The 18,465-nt window shown below is 73.8% G+C and carries 12 protein-coding genes; 8 read left to right on the forward strand and 4 right to left on the reverse strand.

What is annotated here, in order from left to right; genetic code table 11:
• Positions 1–4: 4 nt before the first annotated feature.
• Positions 5–1,192 (forward strand): FAD-dependent monooxygenase, encoded by a 1,188-nt coding sequence (locus ABZ272_RS09885; protein WP_355049510.1) that lies wholly within the window; start codon positions 5–7, stop codon positions 1,190–1,192.
• A gap of 58 nt (positions 1,193–1,250) precedes the next feature.
• Here the strand turns inward: ABZ272_RS09885 and ABZ272_RS09890 are convergent, their stop codons facing one another.
• Positions 1,251–2,096, reverse strand: coding sequence for a GNAT family N-acetyltransferase (locus tag ABZ272_RS09890; RefSeq protein ID WP_355049511.1), 846 nt, complete (start codon positions 2,094–2,096; stop codon positions 1,251–1,253).
• Positions 2,097–2,240: 144 nt separating this feature from the next.
• Between ABZ272_RS09890 and gltB the strand changes: the two genes are divergently transcribed.
• From gltB to ABZ272_RS09910, 4 genes are all read left to right on the forward strand, one after another.
• Positions 2,241–6,944, forward strand: a complete 4,704-nt coding sequence (gltB, locus tag ABZ272_RS09895) for a glutamate synthase large subunit (RefSeq protein ID WP_355049512.1) — start codon at positions 2,241–2,243, stop codon at positions 6,942–6,944.
• Positions 6,937–8,457: a glutamate synthase subunit beta gene (locus tag ABZ272_RS09900; RefSeq protein ID WP_355049513.1), complete on the forward strand. Its 1,521-nt coding sequence runs from the start codon at positions 6,937–6,939 to the stop codon at positions 8,455–8,457. The genes gltB and ABZ272_RS09900 overlap by 8 nt, the downstream gene beginning before the upstream one ends.
• A 171-nt stretch (positions 8,458–8,628) precedes the next feature.
• Entirely contained in the window at positions 8,629–10,014 is a 1,386-nt protein-coding gene (locus ABZ272_RS09905; protein WP_355049514.1) for an MFS transporter, read from the forward strand.
• Positions 10,015–10,072: 58 nt separating this feature from the next.
• Entirely contained in the window at positions 10,073–10,612 is a 540-nt protein-coding gene (locus ABZ272_RS09910) for a hypothetical protein (RefSeq protein WP_355049515.1), read from the forward strand.
• Positions 10,613–10,874: 262 nt separating this feature from the next.
• On the opposite strand, the gene ABZ272_RS09915 is transcribed toward ABZ272_RS09910, so the two are convergent.
• Positions 10,875–12,416, reverse strand: coding sequence for a M1 family metallopeptidase (locus tag ABZ272_RS09915; protein WP_355049516.1), 1,542 nt, complete (start codon positions 12,414–12,416; stop codon positions 10,875–10,877).
• Between the two features lie 188 nt (positions 12,417–12,604).
• Between ABZ272_RS09915 and ABZ272_RS09920 the strand changes: the two genes are divergently transcribed.
• Together ABZ272_RS09920 and ABZ272_RS09925 are read left to right on the forward strand one after the other, a co-directional pair.
• Positions 12,605–15,136 (forward strand): FtsK/SpoIIIE domain-containing protein, encoded by a 2,532-nt coding sequence (locus tag ABZ272_RS09920; protein WP_355049517.1) that lies wholly within the window; start codon positions 12,605–12,607, stop codon positions 15,134–15,136.
• 2 nt (positions 15,137–15,138) lie between these two features.
• The gene (locus ABZ272_RS09925; protein ID WP_355049518.1) at positions 15,139–16,125 is read left to right on the forward strand and encodes a hypothetical protein; all 987 of its coding nucleotides are present in this window, start codon (positions 15,139–15,141) and stop codon (positions 16,123–16,125) included.
• On the opposite strand, the gene ABZ272_RS09930 is transcribed toward ABZ272_RS09925, so the two are convergent.
• The gene (locus ABZ272_RS09930) at positions 16,095–17,195 is read right to left on the reverse strand and encodes an aminoglycoside phosphotransferase family protein (RefSeq protein ID WP_355049519.1); all 1,101 of its coding nucleotides are present in this window, start codon (positions 17,193–17,195) and stop codon (positions 16,095–16,097) included. The genes ABZ272_RS09925 and ABZ272_RS09930 overlap by 31 nt on opposite strands.
• Before the next feature lie 285 nt (positions 17,196–17,480).
• Here ABZ272_RS09930 and ABZ272_RS09935 point away from each other — a divergent pair, with 285 nt between their 5' ends.
• Positions 17,481–17,744, forward strand: coding sequence for a DUF6244 family protein (locus tag ABZ272_RS09935; protein WP_355049520.1), 264 nt, complete (start codon positions 17,481–17,483; stop codon positions 17,742–17,744).
• 63 nt (positions 17,745–17,807) lie between these two features.
• Here ABZ272_RS09935 and ABZ272_RS09940 read toward each other — a convergent pair whose 3' ends face one another.
• Complete coding sequence (locus ABZ272_RS09940) at positions 17,808–18,218, reverse strand: hypothetical protein (RefSeq protein ID WP_355049521.1); 411 nt, start codon at positions 18,216–18,218, stop codon at positions 17,808–17,810.
• Positions 18,219–18,465: the final 247 nt, after the last annotated feature.

Genomic DNA, 18,465 nt, shown 5'->3' on the forward strand with positions numbered 1-18,465 from the left:
CCCGATGCGAAGCGCGGTGGTGGTCGGCGCCGGGGTCGGGGGCCTCGCGGTCGCCGGCGCGCTGGCCCGGTCCGGGTGGCAGGTCACCCTGCTGGACCGTGCCGAGCGGGTCCGGCCCGAGCCGACCGCCGTGGTGCTGTGGCCCAACGGCGTGCGCGCCCTGCAGGCCCTCGGCCTGGGCGCCGGTCTGGCCGCCATCGCCACCCCGCTGCCCGATGGCGGGGTGCGCCGTCCGGACGGGCACTGGCTCGTGCAGCCCCGGCCGACGCCGGCCGACCGGATGCCGGTGGTGGTGCACCGGGAGGACCTGCACGACGCCCTGATCGCCGGCCTCGGTGACCGGGTCGAGCTGCGTACCGGGGTGACCGTGCGGCACGTGCGCGTCGATCCGGGCGAGCGACCGGGTGTGAACGACGGGCGGCACACCATCGAAGCCGACCTGGTGGTCGCGGCGGACGGCACGGACAGCGTCATCCGCCGCCAACTGGCCCCCGAGTCCCGGGTGGTCAGCTCCGGCTGCGCCGCCTGGCGTGCCGTCATCCCCTGGTACCGGGCGCCCCGGCTGCCCGCCGACCAGCCGATCGCCGGCGAGGTGCTGGGCGCGGGCTACCGCTTCGTGGCCGCCTCGCTGGGCGAGCGGGGCTCCTCGGGCGGCTCCACGCGCGGTGGCATCTACTGGGTGGCCACGGCGGCCGGCGCTCCCCGCCCGGAGCCGCCGGAGACCCAGCTCGCCCTCCTGCGCCGCTGGTACGCCGGCTGGCCTGCGCCGATCGGCGCGCTGCTCGACGCCACCGATCCGAGCGACCTCGTCCAGCAGGAGGTGCGCGAGCTTCGCCCGCTGCCGCGCGCGTACGGCTTCGGGGCCGGGCCGGGCGGCGTGGTGCTGCTCGGCGACGCGGCGCACGCCATGCCGCCGCACCTCGGGCAGGGCGCCTGCCTCGCGTTCGAGGACGCCGCCACCCTCGCCTCCCTGCTGCGCGAGGCCCGGCTACCCGACGCCGTGCAGACGTACGACCGGGTGCGCCGTCCCCGGGCGGCAACCGTGGTCCGGCAGACCCGGCGCATGTCCGCGGTGCTGCAGACCCGGGGCCGGTTGGCGCTGCGTGCCCGGGACGCCGCGCTCGGCACGATCAACTCGCGGCTGCTCTCCAGCGCCGCCGCCTCCGCGGCCCAGTGGCGTCCGCCGGCCTGACCGGCGGCGCTCAGGTGACCGCGCGCGCGGTTCTCGAAACCGGCGTCGGCCGGGCGGCTCAGGGAATCAGGGCAGCGGGTTCGGCGATGCAGGCGGTGCCGATGCGGCGGAAGCCGACCCGCAGGTAGACCCGGGCGATCTCCTCGCTGCCGGCGGAGAGGAAGACGAGCCCGGTCCCGGCGGCGAGCAGTTCCCGGGCGAGGGTGGCGGTCAGCGCGGCGCCCATTCCGCGTCGGCGGGCGGCCGGCAGGGTGGCCACTCCGGCGATCTCGGCGACGTCGTCCACGCGCATCGCCATGCCGCTGGCCAGCGCGCCCTCGGTCGGCGTGCCGGCCAGCGCGGAGATCCGCCGGCCGTCGGCGATGCGGGCCCGCTCCTCGTCGAGCGCGGCCACCTCCAGCTCGGTGACGGCCGCGTCCCGCTCGGCCGGTCCGGCCTCGCCGGGCGCGGTGCCGGGGACGCCGAACGCCACGGCCGCCACGGCCCGCCGGGCGGCCACGTCCGCGGCGAAGTCGGGCGAGTCCGCCGCCAGCACCCGCACGGGTACGTCGGAGAGCGTCGCCGGGTCGGGCAGGGCGGCCGGGTCGAGGACCATCAGCGGGGCCTCCAGCACGGACAGCCCGGCCGAGCGGGCCACCGCGAGCAGCTCCGGGGTCGTCTCGTGCACCCATTCGAAGGCCTCCGGCAGGCCCAGCTCGCGCTGGCGTTCCCGTACCGAGGTCACGTCGGCCAGCGACGGCGGCTCGGTGGCGTCGATCCGGGGGCGGGCGTAGAACGGCCAGCCGGCACCCTCGCGGACGAACAGCACCAACCCGCCGTGCTCCTCGACACCGGCCACGTCGCGGGGCACCGCGTCGTAGAAACGTTCCAACCGGTCGAAGACGTCCTTGCGCACCGAATCCACCGCGCGAGACTACACGTCCCAGACTCTGGACGGTGTGATCAATCTTGAGTGGCCTTGTGCCCCCAGCCCTAACGTAGACTCAATAGACCCACGGGCCGACGTCGTCCCCACCATGATCCAACCTGAGTGACGACAGGAGGCCCGGTGGCTCAGCCGTACGCGGATTCGACACAGCCGCACCCGCACAGCCCGCAGGCGTCCCCGACGCCCGGCACCCGCCCCGAGGCCCAGGGCCTCTACGACCCGGCGCAGGAGCACGACGCCTGCGGGGTGGCCTTCGTGGCGGACCTGTACGGCCGACGGTCCCATTCCGTCGTCGCCAACGGGCTCGGCGCGCTCTGCCGCCTGGACCACCGGGGCGCCCGGGGCGCGGAGCCCAACACCGGCGACGGCGCCGGCATCATGATCCAGGTGCCGGACGCGTTCCTGCGCGCCGTCGCCGAAGTACCGCTGCCGCCGGCCGGCGAGTACGCCACCGGCCTGGTCTTCCTGCCCGACGACGACGCCGCCGAGGCGCGCGCCCGTCGGGTGGTCGAGAAGTACGCGCTGGTCGAGGGCGCGGACCTGCTCGGCTGGCGGGACGTGCCGGTCGAGCTGGACGGGCTCGGCGACACCGCCCTGGCGGCCATGCCCCGGGTCCGGCAGGTCTTCGTGGCCGCGCACCGCCTCACCGACTCGCCCGCCGGGCCGGCCGGCTCCCCGCTGCGCGGCATCGAGCTGGACCGGGTGGCGTTCTGCCTGCGTAAGCAGGCCGAGCGGGAGACCGCCGAGCGGGGTGTGCCGGCGTACTTCCCGTCGCTGTCCAGCCGCACCATGGTCTACAAGGGCATGCTCACGCCCGACCAGCTGCCGGCGTTCTATCCGGATCTGCGCGACGAGCGGGTCGACAGCGCGATCGCGCTGGTGCACTCCCGCTTCTCCACGAACACGTTCCCCTCGTGGCCGCTGGCGCACCCGTACCGGTTCATCGCCCACAACGGCGAGATCAACACGATCCGCGGCAACCGGAACTGGATGCAGGCCCGCGAGGCGCTGCTGCGCTCGCCGAACGTGCCGGGCAACATCCGGCGCGTCTTCCCGGTCTGCACTCCCGCCGCCTCGGACTCGGCGAACTTCGACGAGGTGCTGGAGCTGCTGCACCTGGCCGGTCGGAGCCTGCCGCACGCGGTGCTCATGATGATCCCGGAGGCGTGGGAGAACGACCCCGGCATGCAGCCGGACAAGCGGGCGTTCTACCGCTTCCACGCGAGCCTCATGGAGCCGTGGGACGGCCCGGCGTCGGTCGCCTTCACCGACGGCGAGATCGTCGGCGCGGTGCTGGACCGCAACGGGCTGCGCCCGGGGCGCTGGTGGCAGACCGACGACGGTCTCGTGGTGCTGGGCTCCGAGGCGGGCGTGCTCGACCTCGACCCCGCCCACGTGGTGGCCAAGGGCCGGCTCCAGCCGGGCCGGATGTTCCTGGTCGACACCGTGGCCGGCCGGATCGTGCACGACGACGAGATCAAGTCCGAGTTGGCCGCCGCCGAGCCGTACGCGGAGTGGCTGCACGCCGGGCTGATCGAGCTGGACGACCTGCCGGCCCGCGAGCACACCGTCTACACCCACGACTCGGTGCGTCGCCGCCAGCAGACCTTCGGTTACACGCAGGAGGAGCTGAAGGTCCTGCTCGCGCCCATGGCGCGTACCGGCGCGGAGCCGCTGGGCTCGATGGGCACGGACACCCCGATCGCGCCGCTGTCGACGCGGCCGCGACTGCTCTACGACTACTTCCACCAGCTCTTCGCACAGGTCACCAATCCGCCGCTGGACGCCATCCGCGAGGAGCTGGTGACCAGCCTGGCGTCGACGATCGGGCCGGAGGGCAACCTGCTCGACCCGACCGCGGCGAGCTGCCGGCAGATCGTGCTGCCACACCCGATCATCGACAACGACGAGCTGGCGAAGATCCTCTCCATCGACGAGGACGGTGACCTGCCCGGCTTCAAGGCCGTTCGGGTCTCCGGCCTGTACCGCCTGCGCGACGGCGCGGCCGGGATCAAGGCGCGGCTGATCGAGATCTGCCGGCACGTCTCCGAGGCCATCGAGGACGGCGTGCGCATCCTGGTGCTCTCCGACCGGGACTCCAACGCCGATCTCGCGCCGATCCCGTCGCTGTTGCTCACCGCCGCCGTGCACCAGCACCTGGTCCGTGAGCAGACGCGTACGCAGGCGGCGCTGATCGTGGAGTCCGGCGACTGCCGCGAGGTGCACCACGCGGCGGTCCTGATCGGGTACGGCGCGGCGGCGGTCAACCCGTACCTGGCGTTCGAGTCCGTGGAGGACATGATCACCACGGGCGCGCTCGCCGGGGTCGAGCCGGCCGCGGCGGTGCGCAACTACGCCAAGGCACTCGGCAAGGGCGTCCTCAAGATCATGTCCAAGATGGGCATCTCGACGGTCTCCTCGTACTGCGGCGCGCAGGTCTTCGAGGCGGTCGGCCTGGACAGCCGGCTCATCGACAGGTACTTCCGGGGCACCCCGAGCCGGATCGGCGGCGTCGGGCTGGCCGGTGTGCACGCCGAGGTGGCCGCGCGGCACGCGCTGGCCTGGCCGCCGGCGGGCACCGCCGACTCGGACCGGCTGGAGGTCGGTGGCGAGTACCAGTGGCGTCGCGAGGGTGAGCTGCACCTGTTCAACCCGGAGACGGTCTTCCTGCTCCAGCACGCCACCCGTAGCCGGCAGTACGACGTCTTCCGCCAGTACACGTCAAAGGTGGACGAGCTCGCCGCGCAGGCCGGCTCGCTGCGCGGCCTGTTCACCCTGCGCACCGGGGTCCGTCCGCCGGTGCCGATCGAGGAGGTCGAGCCGGCCACCGAGATCGTCAAGCGGTTCGCCACCGGCGCCATGTCGTACGGCTCGATCTCGGCCGAGGCCCACGAGACGCTCGCCATCGCGATGAACCGCCTCGGCGGCAAGTCCAACACGGGCGAGGGCGGCGAGGACGTCGACCGGCTGCACGACCCGCTGCGCCGCTCCTCGGTCAAGCAGATCGCCAGCGGCCGGTTCGGCGTGACCAGCGAATACCTGGTCAACGCCGACGACCTCCAGATCAAGATGGCCCAGGGCGCGAAGCCCGGCGAGGGCGGCCAGCTACCCGGCAACAAGGTCTGGCCGTGGATCGCCCGTACCCGGCACGCCACCCCCGGCGTCGGCCTCATCTCGCCGCCGCCGCACCACGACATCTACTCGATCGAGGACCTGGCGCAGCTCGTGCACGACCTGAAGTGCGTCAACCCGGCGGCCCGGGTGCACGTCAAGCTGGTCAGCGAGGTGGGCGTCGGCACCGTCGCCGCGGGCGTGGCCAAGCTCAAGGCCGACGTCATCCTGATCTCCGGTCACGACGGTGGCACGGGCGCGTCGCCGATGAACTCGCTCAAGCACGCCGGCACCCCGTGGGAGCTGGGCCTGGCCGAGGCGCAGCAGACGCTGCTGCTCAACAAGCTGCGGGACCGGGTCACCGTGCAGGTCGACGGCCAGCTCAAGACAGGCCGGGACGTCCTGGTCGCGGCGCTGCTCGGGGCCGAGGAGTTCGGCTTCGCGACCGCGCCGCTGATCGTCTCGGGCTGCGTGATGATGCGGGTCTGCCACCTGGACACCTGCCCGGTCGGCATCGCCACCCAGAACCCGGTGCTGCGTGAGCGGTACACGGGCACCCCGGAGTTCGTCGAGAACTTCTTCCTGTTCCTCGCCGAGGAGGTCCGGGGATACCTGGCCGAGCTGGGCCTGCGGTCCATCGAGGAGGCGATCGGGCAGAGCGAACTGCTCGACGTGGCCCCGGCGCTGTCGCACTGGAAGGCCCACGGGCTCGACCTGGCCCCCGTCCTGCACCTGCCGGAGCTGCCCGCCGACACCGTCCGACGCGGGGTCCGCGCCCAGGACCACGGCCTGGAGCACGCCCTGGACAACGAGCTGATCGCGCTGGCCGCCCCGGCGTTCGCCGAGGGCGCCCCGGTGCGGGTCGAGGTGGCGGTGCGCAACGAGCACCGCAGCGTCGGCGCGATGCTCGGTGGCGAGGTGACCCGCCGCTTCGGCGGCGACGGCCTGCCCGAGGACACCATCGAGTTCGTGTTGCACGGCACCGCCGGCCAGTCGTTCGGCGCGTTCCTGCCGAGGGGCGTCACCCTGCGGCTGCACGGCGACGCCAACGACTACGTGGGCAAGGGCCTCTCCGGCGGACGCATCGTCGTCCGTCCGGACGCCGCCGCGCCGTTCCTCGACCCCGACGCCGAGCCGGGGCAGCGCGCGGAGGACCAGATCATCGCCGGCAACACCATCCTGTACGGCGCGACGGCGGGCGAGGTCTTCCTGCGCGGTCGGGTGGGGGAGCGGTTCGCGGTGCGCAACTCCGGCGCGGTCGCCGTCGTCGAGGGTGTCGGCGACCACGGCTGTGAGTACATGACCGGCGGCACCGTGGTGGTGCTCGGCGCGACCGGCCGCAACTTCGCCGCCGGCATGTCGGGCGGGACCGCGTTCGTGCACCGGTTGGACCGGTCCCGGGTGAACGCGGAGCTGGTCGACCTGGCGCCGCTGCGCGAGCAGGAGCAGACGCTGCTGCACGAGCTGGTCCAGCGGCACGTCGCCGAGACCGGTTCGGCGGTCGCCGAGGAACTGCTCAAGCGCTGGCCCGAGGCGGTGGCCGAGTTCACCGCCGTGGTGCCCCGCGACTACCGCCGGGTGCTGGAGATCATGAAGGCCGCCGAAGCCGCCGGCCACGACGTCGACGACGCGGTCATGAGCGCGCTCAGCGCGCCGGCCGCGTCCGTGCCGCCCGCGCCGCGGGCGGCCACCCCGGAGGTGGCCCGTGCCTGACCCGAACGGTTTCCTGCGTTACGACCGGCGTCTGCCGGCCCGCCGTCCGGTGCCGGTGCGGATCAGCGACTGGCGGGAGGTCTACCCGCCGGCCGGTGAGGAGCTGGTCCGCGAGCAGGCCACCCGGTGCATGGACTGCGGCATCCCGTTCTGCCACGACGGCTGCCCGCTGGGCAACCGCATCCCGGACTGGAACGACCTGGTACGGACCGGCAACTGGGACGCCGCCGTGGAGTCGCTGCACGCCACCAACAACTTCCCGGAGTTCACCGGGCGGCTCTGCCCGGCGCCCTGTGAGGCGGCGTGCGTGCTCGGCATCGCCGGCGGCCAGCCGGTGACGATCAAGCAGGTCGAGGTGGAGATCGCCGACGCGGCCGCCGCCCGCGGGTTCACCCCGCGCCCGATCCCGACGCCGTCGGGCCGGTCGGTCGCCGTGGTCGGCTCCGGGCCCGCCGGTCTCGCCGCCGCCCAGCAGCTCGCCCGCGCCGGTCACGCCGTGACGGTGTACGAGCGCGACGACGCGATCGGTGGCCTGCTCCGGTACGGCATCCCCGACTTCAAGTTGGAGAAGCGGCACATCGACGCCCGGTTGGCCCAGCTCACCGCCGAGGGGGTGCGCTTCCGCACCGGCGTGCACGTCGGTGTCGACGTCACCGCCGAGCAGTTGCGCGCCGAGCACGACGCGGTACTGCTGGCCTGCGGCGCGTTGCAGGGCCGGGACACTCCCGAGACGCCGGGGCGGGCGCTTCGGGGCGTACACCAGGCGATGTCGCACCTGGTCGCGGCGAACCGGGCGGTCGCGACCGCGACCACCGAGGAGGCCGCCGAGCGTCGGTTGGCGCGGGCGGTGCTGCCGGACGGCACCCCGATCGACGCGGCCGGCAAGCACGTGGTGATCATCGGTGGCGGTGACACCGCAGCGGACTGCCTCGGGGTCGCGCACCGGCAGGGCGCCGCCGGTGTGCACCAGCTCGACCTGTACCCGCAGCCGCCGACCGAGCGCGACGAGGCCCGGGATCCGTGGCCGACCTGGCCGTGGCTCCTGCGCAACTACCCGGCGCACGAGGAGGGCGGAGAGCGGGTCTTCGCCGTGGCGGTGCAGGAGTTCGTGGACGACGGCACCGGTCAGGTGCGTGCGGTACGGATCGCCGAGGTGACGGTCGAGAAGGTGGACGGCCGGCGGGTGCTGACCGTGGTGCCGGGCTCCGAGCGGGAGTTGCCCGCCGACCTGGTGCTGCTGGCGATCGGGTTCGAGGGCACCGAGCAGCAGCCGCTGTTGGAGCAGTTCGGGGTGGCCCGCAACGCCCGGGGCGCTATCGACGCCCGGGACGACTGGCAGACCGACGCGGACGGCGTGTTCGTGGCCGGGGACATGCACCGGGGGGCCTCGCTGATCGTGTGGGCCATCGCCGAGGGGCGCGCGGCGGCCGCCGCGATCCACGGTTACCTCGGTGGTGTCGGCGCGCTGCCCGCGCCGGTCGGGCCGGCCGCGCAGCCGCTGGCCGCCCGTTGAGCTGAGGGGGGTCCGGTCGGCGCGGCGGCGAGTCGCCGTGCCGACCGGACATTCCCCGAGGTGAGACCCTTCACAAATATGGGCAAAAAGGTTTGAGCCGGCAAGACTTGTCGGCTGCCGAACCGCGCCGCGATCGGCGAACCGTTCTGTCGTCGATCGCTGGAGGTCGTCGTGGCCACGGGTGCCACCTTCGCCGCGCTGCGCCACCGTAACTACCGGATCTGGGCGCTCGCCGGTTTCGTCTCCGTCATCGGGACCTGGATGCAGGTGCTCGGAGTCAACTGGTACGTGCTGAAGGAGACCGGCTCGGCGACCTCGATGGGCGTGGCCGTGCTGCTCCAGGCGGCCCCCACGCTGCTGCTGAGCGTCTGGGGCGGGGTGCTGGCAGATCGCCTTCCCGCCCGTCCGCTGCTGATCACCGCCCAGGTGGCCCACGCCGCGTTCGCCGCGGGCCTCGCGGCGGTCGCCCTCACCGGGGTCGGCGGCCTCCCGCTGATCTTCGCGATCTCGCTGGCCAGCGGCGCTGTCTCGGCGATCGAGGGGCCGGTCATGGGCCGCTGGTCCTCGACCCTCGTTGATCGCGAGACGCTGGGCAACGCGCTGGCGCTCGGTTCGCTCACCAACTCCGCCGGACGCATCCTCGGCATGAGCCTCGGGGCCGTCGGCGTCGCCGTAGTCGGTCCGGCACTGCTCTTCGGCATCAACGCGGCGAGTTTCGCCGCCGTGGTGGTGGCGCTGTTCGCCGTACGGCCGGGGGCCGTGGCCGACGCGGTGGCTGCCGGTGGCCCGACCCGCCACGGTGTCCGCGCCGGGTTCTCCTACCTGCGTGGCCAACCGGTCCTGCTGCTCGCGCTCGCCCTGTCGTTCGTGTTGGGCAGCCTCGGTCGCAACTACCAGGTGACGATGGCGGCGATGAGCGACGGCCCGCTGGCCGCCGGCGCCTCCGGCTACGGCCTGCTGTCCACGGTGTTCGCGGTCGGGACGGTGGTGGGCGCGCTCGCCGCCGCACGCCGGCGGTCGCTGAGCTACGGGACCCTGGTCGGCGCCGGCCTGCTGGCCAGCGGTCTGCAGATCGTCGCGGGTCTCGTCCCGGGCGTCTGGAGCTTCGCCGCGGTGATCCTCCCGATCGCCGCCGCCGCGGTCGTCATCGACACCACCGTCGGCACCCGCGCCCAACTCGACACCGATGGCGCGATGCGCGGCCGGGTGCTCGCCGCGCTCGCGGTCACCGGCTCGGTCTCCGCCGCGGTCGGCGCCCCGCTGCTGGGCTGGCTGGCCGAGCATGCCGGTCCACGGCAGACGCTCGTCCTGGCCGGCTCGGTCGCCGCGATCGCCACCACGGCGGCGGCGATCGCCCTGGACCGGCAACACGGCCGCGCCGCGCCCCTCACGCTGGTCGTGCCACGGCCGCGCCATCCGGTACGGCGAGCGGCGTGGCGGGCGGCCCGCGTCGTACGGCCCGCCGGCGCGGTGTGCGTCGTCGCCACCGGTGGCACCGCCCCGCGTCCGCTCCGACTGGGCGAGCTGGCCCTCGCGGGCGAGACCGCGCGGCACTGAGACAGCGGTCACCGCTTCCGGGACCGGGCGACACGAAGATCATCGTTACGCTGCGATCATGGACAACGAGGAGCGGTTGCGGCGTACCCGCCGGTGGCTGTGGATCGTGCTGATCGGCCTCTTCCTGAGCGGGGCCACCGCGTTTCCACTGGAGATCGAGGTGCGCTGGCTGCTGCGCGCGCTGGACCCGCTCGCCGGCCAGTTCCCCGCGCTCGTCGCCTGGATCGAACGGGTCCACACCGGTCTGGTGACGGCGGACCGGGACTACCCGTTCCTGCTCTACGGCACCGACTGGCTGGCCTTCGCCCACCTGGTGCTGGCGGTGGCGTTCTGGGGGCCGCTGCGGGACCCGGTGCGCAACGTCTGGGTGGTGCAGGTCGGCATGATCGCCTGCGCGGGGATCATCCCGCTGGCGCTGATCTGCGGCCCGATCCGGGACATCCCGTGGTTCTGGACGCTCGTCGACCTGTCCTTCGCGGTCGGGGCGTTCCCACCGCTCTGGTTCGCCTACCGACACATCCGCGCCGTCGAGGCGAGCACGGCCGCGGCGGCGGGGTCCCCGGCGACCGTGGACCGTTCGGTGGCGCCGGCGTCCTGAGCCGCCCTCCTGAACCGGTCGCTGGTGACGACTCCGGCCCGGGGGCCAGCCATCTCCACGCGCCCTTTGCTCTGCTTCACTCCACGCAACACCGCACGTCCGACAGTCGGATGACCGGTGTTGCCTCCGTTGAAGCAGAGCAAAGGAAGCGTGGGGGAGGGCGACCGGGGACGGCGGTGGCCGGGGAGATCGCGCCGGCAGACCAGCGGGGACGCCGGAAGGCCCGCCGCCGGGGCGACGGGCCTTCCGGTGACGGATGCCGCTAGTGCGACAGCAGGCGGTGCGCCTCGTGGGACTCGCGGATCTTGGACCAGGACTTCGGCTCGGCCGGCGGCGTGGCCTTGCGTGCGGCGCTGGCCACGTCGGGACGGCCGGCGGTGAACAGCCAGGTGGTGAAGAGGTCGTCCAGGTCCAGACCGGAGATCCGTTCGGCCAGGGCCTGGAACTGCTCGATGGTGCCGTTGCCGTACCGGTGTTCGGCCGTCCACGCCGGCAGGATCGCGAAGAACGCGTCGTCGCCGACGGCCAGCCGGAGCTGGTGCAGCGTCATCGCGCCCCGGTCGTACACCGCGTCGTCGAAGATCCGGTCGGCGCCCGGGTCACCGGGCAGCACCTGCCAGAAGTCGTCCTCGGCGGGGTAGCTGGCGTAGGTGAAGTCGAAGACCTCCTGCGCGGTACCCTCGCCCTGCTCCTCCGACCAGAGCCACTCGGCGTACGAGGCGAAGCCCTCGTTCAGCCAGATGTTGCGCCACTCGGCCACCGAGACCGAGTCGCCGAACCACTGGTGGGCGTTCTCGTGGGCCACCACGTACGTGTTGGCGCCGCGCCGCCAGAAGCCCGGCCCGTACACCGGGCGGGTCTGCGTCTCCAGGGCGAAGCCGATGCCGTCCACCGGGCCGGCCACGCCACCCTGCGCCTCGAACGGGTATGGGCCGAAGATCCCGCTCTCCCAGTCGACGATCTCACCGGTGCGCTCGACGCTGGCCCGCGCGGCCGGCCCGAGCGCGCCCAGCGACGTGCTGTACGCGTTGATCACCGGCTGGCCGCCCGGCGTGGTGTCGGTGACGATGTCGTACTCGCCGATGGCCATGAACGCCAGGTAGGGCGCGGTGGGGGAGGTGGTCCGCCAGATCCACCGGGTGCGGTTGCCGGCCTCGGCCAGCGGCGGCCTCGGCTGCACGCCGTTGCTGATCACCTCGAGGCCGGTAGGCACCGACACGGAGATGTCGAAGGTCGCCTTGTCCAGCGGGTGGTCGTTGCTCGGGAACCACCACCACGCCGACTCGGGCTCGTTGACCGCGAGCGCCCCGTCGTCGGTACGCGTCCAGCCGGTGTAGCCGCCGACCAGGGTCTCCGACGGGACGCCGCCGTAGCGCACCACGATGGTGAGCTGCTGGCCCCGGCTGATGGTGCGGGTCGGGGTGACGACCAGTTCGTGAGTGCCCGCGGTGCTGGTGCCGGCCTCCCACCCGTTGACCCGCACCGACTCGACGTCGAGCAGGAAGTCCAGGTTGAACGCCGAGAGATCCTGCGTCGCGGTGGCGAGGATCGTGGTGGTGCCGGTGAGCCGGTCGGTGGCCGGGTCGTAGCGCAGCCGGACGTCGTAGTGCGAGACGTCGTAGCCACCGTTGCCGTAGTCGGGGTAGTAGGTGTCGCCCAGCCCGGGCGCGCCGGGTTGCGGCGCGGCGGTGACGACCGGTCGGCCCCAGGCCGTCGGGGCGGCTGCGGCGGGCGGGCCGGTGAGCATGGTGCCGGCGGTGGTGAGGGTCAGGGCGGCGGTGGCCGCCGTGAGGACTCGACGCACGGGGTGGACTCCCTCCATCGGGTGTTCGCACCGCAAACCTAATCGACAACTGTGAACGTCGCTGGCCTGCCGCGCGGGGGGAGGCGTCGTCGCCACGATCGGAAAGCGGGGGTCGGTTGCTGTCCCGGCGTCACCGCTGTCCGTTAGGGTTTGCGCGAACCGGACGGCCGTGGCGTGGGAGGCGATGGGTGGGCAGGCTCGCGTCGGCGTACGGGCAGGCGGTCACCGCCCACCGGGCGGCCCGTACCCATCTGGACGCGGCCCGGGCCGTGCTCGGCGCGACGCCGCCTTCGACGCCCCGCGCCGGTGGGGCCGACCTCGTCGCCCGGCTCGCGCGCCTCGGTGGCGCACTGGCCACACCGACTCCCGGCGTCGCCACCCTGACCGACGACCCGGTCGCGGTTCGCGTCGGCGAGGCCTCCACCGAGGACGGCGGCTTCGCCGTGCTGGTGCCACTCGGCGGCGGCCACCACCTGGCACTGGACACCGACGCCCGGGACGGGCGGGTCGCCGCGTTGCTGCGGGCGGTGGTGCTGCGGCTCGTGGCCACCGCGCCGCCCGGCCGGGTCCGGGTCGCCGGCATCGACACCGCCGCGCTGGGCGCGACCTTCGGCCCGCTGCGCCCGCTGCTCGACGCCGGAGTGCTCGACCCGTCGGCCACCAGCGAGGCCGAGGTGACCGCCCTGCTGGACGCCGCCGAACGGCACGCCCGCGCCGCCCAGCACGCCGAGCCCACCACCCGGCAGTTACTGCTGGTCGTCGCCACCGCCGCGCCCGCGCCACGCGAGCTGGCCCGACTCGCCGCGCTCACCCACGCCGGTCCGGCCGCCGCCGTCTGCGTGCTCCTCGCCGGCCATCCGTCCCGGCTGCCCGGCGAGACGTCGCCGCCGCTGGGCAGCACCACCGCCATCCGGCTCAGCGACGGGTACGCGCACGTCGGCGACCCGCCCGGCGCCCCGTTCAGCGCCGACGGCAGCGGCCTCGCCGCCCCCGTGCTGCTCGACGGCGACCCGCCGCCGGCCTCGGTCCGCGCGCTCGCCGAGCACGTCGGCGCCGCCGCCCGCCGCGCCGACGCGCTGCCCTTCGCCGCGCTGCTGCCCGAGCGGCGCTGGGCCGAGTCCTCGGCCAACGGCCTGCGCACCGTCGTCGGCCGGGCCGGCGCCACGCCGCTGACGGTCGCCTTCGACGATGTCACCCCGCACTGGCTGGTCGGCGGGCGGACCGGCGCGGGCAAGACGGTCTTCCTCCTCGACGTCCTGTACGGGTTGGCCGCGCGGTACTCGCCCGCAGACTTGCAGCTCTACCTGCTCGACTTCAAGGAGGGCGTGAGCTTCAGCGAGTTCGTGCCCACCGGCCGCGACCCGTCCTGGCTGCCGCACGCCCGCGCGGTCGGCATCGAGTCCGACCGCGAGTACGGCCTGGCAGTGCTGCGGGAGTTGCGCCGCGAGGCACAGCGGCGGGCCACCGCGTTGAAGCGGCACGGCGTCACCAAGCTCGCCGACCTGCCAAGAGACAGCCCGTTGCCGCGCATCGTGGCCGTCATCGACGAGTTCCACGTGCTCCTGGCCGGCAACGACGCCCTGGCCCGCGAATCGGTCGACCTGCTGGAGGAGCTGGCCCGCAAGGGCCGCTCGTACGGCATCCACCTGGTGCTGGCCAGCCAGAGCATGACCGGGATCGAGGCGCTCTACGGTCGGGCGGAGGCGATCTTCGGGCAGTTCGCCCTGCGGGTGGCGTTGCCCGGCGGTGGCGGCGTCCTCGACCAGCTCAACGATGCCGCCGCGGCCCTACCCATCGGCGCCGCCGTCATCAACACCGCCGCCGGCGCGGTCGGCGCCGACACCGTCGTGCGCTTCCCCGACGCGCACGCCGCCGCCGGGGACCTCGCCGCGCTGCGCCACGAGCTGTGGCAGGCCCGGCCGCCGGGCTCGCGGGCACCGGCGGTCTTCAAGGGGTACGAGGCGGCCCGTGTCGAGGACGATCCCACCTTCGCCGGGCTGCGTCCCGGTGGCCGACGCCCCATGGCGCTGGTCGGCCGGACCGTCGACGTGCACGGCACCACCGCGCTGTTCCTCATGGACACCACCCCCGGCCGGCACCTCGCCGTCGTCGGCACCGCACCGGCCGGCGCGGACGTGCTGCGCGCCGCCGCGCTGAGCCTGGCCCGTCAACACACTCCCGGTGACGTCCGGTTCCAGGTGGCCTCCCTGGTCACCGCCGCCGACCCGGTCGCCGCCGAGACCGAGGCCACGCTGCGGGCCGCCGGTCATCAGGTGCACCGCCTCGACGCGGCCGGGCTGCGCGACCGGATCGCCGCGTTGGCCGCCGAGCCGGCCGGCCGGGAATACCTGGTGGTGTTCGGGATGGACGCCGCCGCGCCGGTACTCGGTGCGGCCGACCCGGTGACGTTCCGCTCCGGCCTGGACGACCTGCGGGCCGTGCTGCGCCAGGGGCCCGCCCAGGGCGTGCACCTGCTGGGCTGGTGGCGTGGCCTGCGCCGGCTCTCCGACGACCTCGGCGGCACCCAGAACCGCGACGACGTCGCCTGCCTCGTCGCGCTCAACGTGCCCGGCGCGGAACTGGCCCTGCACCTCGGCGTGCACGACCTGGCGTACACGCCCCGCGCCGACCGGGCGCTGCTGGTCGACCGGCACGACCAGCGGACCAGGCTGATCGTGCCGTTCGCCCGCGAAGGGCACGAGCCGGACGGGGAGCGCTGACGGTGTCCTTCGAGGAGTACGCGGCGCTGGCCCGACAGCTCGCCGAGCACCGCCGCGCCGATGAGCGGGACGCCGCCGCCGAATCCGCGCGCCGCCGCGACCTGCACGCCGCCGCCGATTACCTGCACCAGCGGCTGACCGCCCAGGGGCAGCGTCTCGACCAGCTCGGTCGCGCGATCGGCGTCGACCAGCCACCGACGCCCGAGGCCTCCGCTGCCCCACCCGGCCCGTCGACCCCGCCAGGCCCACCGAGCAGCCCTTGGGCCCCGCCTGGCCCGCCATTTCCGCCCGGCCCATCGGCCCCGCCGAGCCCATCGGCCCCGCCCGGCCCATCGGCTGCGAACGGCCCGCCGGCCGCGCCGAGCCCGTGGGCCCCGGCCGGCCCGTCGGCTGCGACCGGCCCGTCGGCCGGGCCCGGATCGGGAGACGAGGATTCCGCCGGCGCAGCCGGCGTGCCGGGGCGGTCGGGTGTCGGGGCGTACCCCGAGCTGCCGGCAGGCCAGGCGCGGCTGGCGCTGCCGACGGCGGTGAGCCCGGCGGGCGGCGGGGTGCCGACGCAGCGCGCGGCGGCGGTCGACCCGGTGGTGGAGCTGGAGTTGGCCCGGCGGATGGCCGACGAGGCCGACCGGCACGGGCAGCAGGCCGAGCTGCTGGCCCAGCGGCCGACGCTGCTGCCGACGTGGACGCCGCTCGCGCGGGCCGTCGCCGTCTACGCGGCCTGCGGGGCGGCGGCCGGGGTGTTCATGCTGACGCTGGTGCTCGCCTCCGGGATCGGGCTGGTCGACGGCTTCACCCTCGGCGCGTGGATCTGCGCGGGCCTGCCGGCGCTGGCGTTCTTCGCGGGCTATCTGGTGTTGGGGCGGTGGGGGAAGCCCGCCATGGTCGCCGGTACGCCGCCGCGTTACCTGCCGCTCGGGTTCGCGATCTGCTTCCTGCTGGTGCCGTTGGGCTACTGCGCCTACCTGGTGCTGTTCCGCGCCCTTCGCTGAACCCCGTCCCGCCGCAGCTCGGTCAGCTCGTGGTTTAGCAGGTCGGCCAGTCGCTCGAACCGGTCGGGCCGATTCTGGCGGGTGATTCCCCGGCTGGGCATCTCGACCGTCATCAACAGGTACAGGTGCAGGCGGTACAGGCTGAGCCGACGCAGCGTGGAATCGTCGAAGACCACCGGATCGCTGGCGGCCGCCTGGTAGCCCCGCAGGAACGGGTTGTCCGGTTCGTCCTCGACCCGCCGGTAGATCAGGGGCGACACCAGGTCCATCAGCGGGTCGCCGAAGAGGAACCGTTCGCCGTCGACGATCCCGCGCAGGTGCAGGTTGCCGTCGGCTCCGGCTCCGGCTCCGGCTCCGAGTCCAGCTCCGGCTCCGGGTTCGGGTTCGGGTTCGGCGAGCACGTTGCCGTCCCAGCCGTCGAAGTGCAGCAGCGCCGGCCGGCGTACCTCGTCCAGTATCGACGCGTACCGCTCGGGCAGTTCCCGGATCCGCTCCGGCGAGGTGGGCAGCGGCACGTCCCAGTCCGCCGCGTCGGCCAGCAGCCCGTCGAGCATGCCGGTGAAGGCCTCGCGCCACGTCGCGCCGCTCGCTCGGCCACCGTCGTACCCGTAGCGGTCGCCGCTGACCCGGTGCAGCGCGGCGATCGCGGCTCCGAACTCGTACCGGGCCGGGGCGTCGTCGAGGTGCTGTTCCGACTCTGCCCACTCCCGCAGCGAACAGCCGGGGATGCGGCCGCTGACCAGCCACTCGCCGAGGTCCGGATCGTCACCGTGGTGCAGCAACGGCGGCACGGGCACCTGCGGCGCGTGGGTGGACACCAGGCGGAGGTACCGCGCCTCGGCCGCGCAGAGGCCCTGCTCGTAACGCAGCAGCGGTATGTCGGGCCGGGGCGCGACCTTCAGCACCACCTCGCGCCCGTCGTCGAGCGCCACCCACCACACCGTCGCGAAGCCACCTCCCGTGATCGGCCCGCAATCCGTCATCGCGTGGCCCGCCCCGAAGGACGCCTGCACGTAGCGACGCACCTGATCGTGGTCCAGTGGCCGCTGCGTGCGGCTCAGCGCTTCCACCCCGGCGTACCTTCCTCCCCGTCGTGACGCCCGCCAGAGTGCCAGATTCGTCCTAAAGTCACCGTCCTGGTGCGCCGGGCTGGCGTCTCTTGATCACTTGATGCGTACCAGTTCGTCGAGCGCCTGCGGGGACTGGTGACCATCAAGTGATCTCCGCGAGCGGCGTCCCGCAGCTCACGATCGGGCGATAGGGCGGTCGCGCGCTGTGCGCGGATCTCGTACGCTCCCTTGTGGTCTCCGCCGGTGCGGTGGTGGAGGCGATGGTCGACCGTGGGGAGGGCGCGCGTGAGCGCAGCACAGATCATCGCGAGGTTGGCGGCGGCGTCGCAGAAGCTCGAAGAGGCGAAGGCCAAGACCGCGGCGGCGGCGCAGGATGCGGCCGAGGCGCGATCCCTCGTGGCCGGCGCTCTGGAGGGCGTGGCGGCCGGCCCTCTCGTCGGCATGATCGACGCGTACCGCCAGGCGTTAGCGCAGGCCTCCCAGGGCGGCGAGCCGGCAAAGCAGCACGTCCAGGAGACGATCGCCAAGGTCCGCGCGCTGGGAAACTGACCACGCGTCGCTAGCCTGGCTCGTTCACCGAACGGCTAGCGACGCGAGCATTCCGGGTGGCGGTCAGCGGGTGATGCGGATCTCGCCGTCGAAGCGCGGCGAGTAGTCGCAGTCGATCTCGGTGCACAGCTCGATGCCCCCGTTGACGAGCGCGATGCCCCGGTTGAAGGCGTAGCCTCCGGCCTCCGCGTAGACCCGGCCGGTCACGGCTTGCGCCGACCCGGTGCAGTAGACGGGCGCCCAGCCGCTGCCGTACGCGACGTGGTTGTCGGAGCGCTGCCGCAGACTGAATTCTGCGCCGCCGTTCCGACCGGATTCGCAGGTCACGGTGATGGTGATGTCGACGGCGACGCCGCGTGCGACCAGTTTCGCCGAGGTGACCTCGACGGTGGTGGCCGCGCTCGCCGGTGTCGGTACGAGCAGCGCGAACAGGGACATGCAGAGCAGGGCGATGGTGGTGGCGATACGGCGCACGGCGGTCCTCCTCGATGGAGTGGGTGCGTTTCCACGGTCACCGTAGCCATCGCCGGTAATCGCCACCATCGATCGATCGTGGGGTGCTGGGCGGCCGTCGGGTGGGGGTGGACGGGCGAGCGTGATGCCGGTGAGTCATCTTGATGACGCACAGGCATCAGAGACTCAGGAGACATCGCTCCCCGGCAAACCGAGCGGCCGCGCAACGGCCCGGCGAAGATCAGGCCCGCGCGGCGGTCAGGCCCGC

The organism is Micromonospora sp. NPDC005979, from assembly GCF_040614415.1.
In the GTDB taxonomy this organism is placed as follows: Bacteria; Actinomycetota; Actinomycetes; order Mycobacteriales; family Micromonosporaceae; genus Micromonospora.

What these genes read in the sequence shown, in the direction of transcription:
- ABZ272_RS09885 (WP_355049510.1), top strand. Translation starts at nt 5, where the DNA reads ATGCGAAGCGCGGTGGTGGTCGGCGCCGGGGTCGGGGGCCTCGCGGTC.
- ABZ272_RS09910 (WP_355049515.1), top strand. Translation starts at nt 10,073, where the DNA reads ATGGACAACGAGGAGCGGTTGCGGCGTACCCGCCGGTGGCTGTGGATC.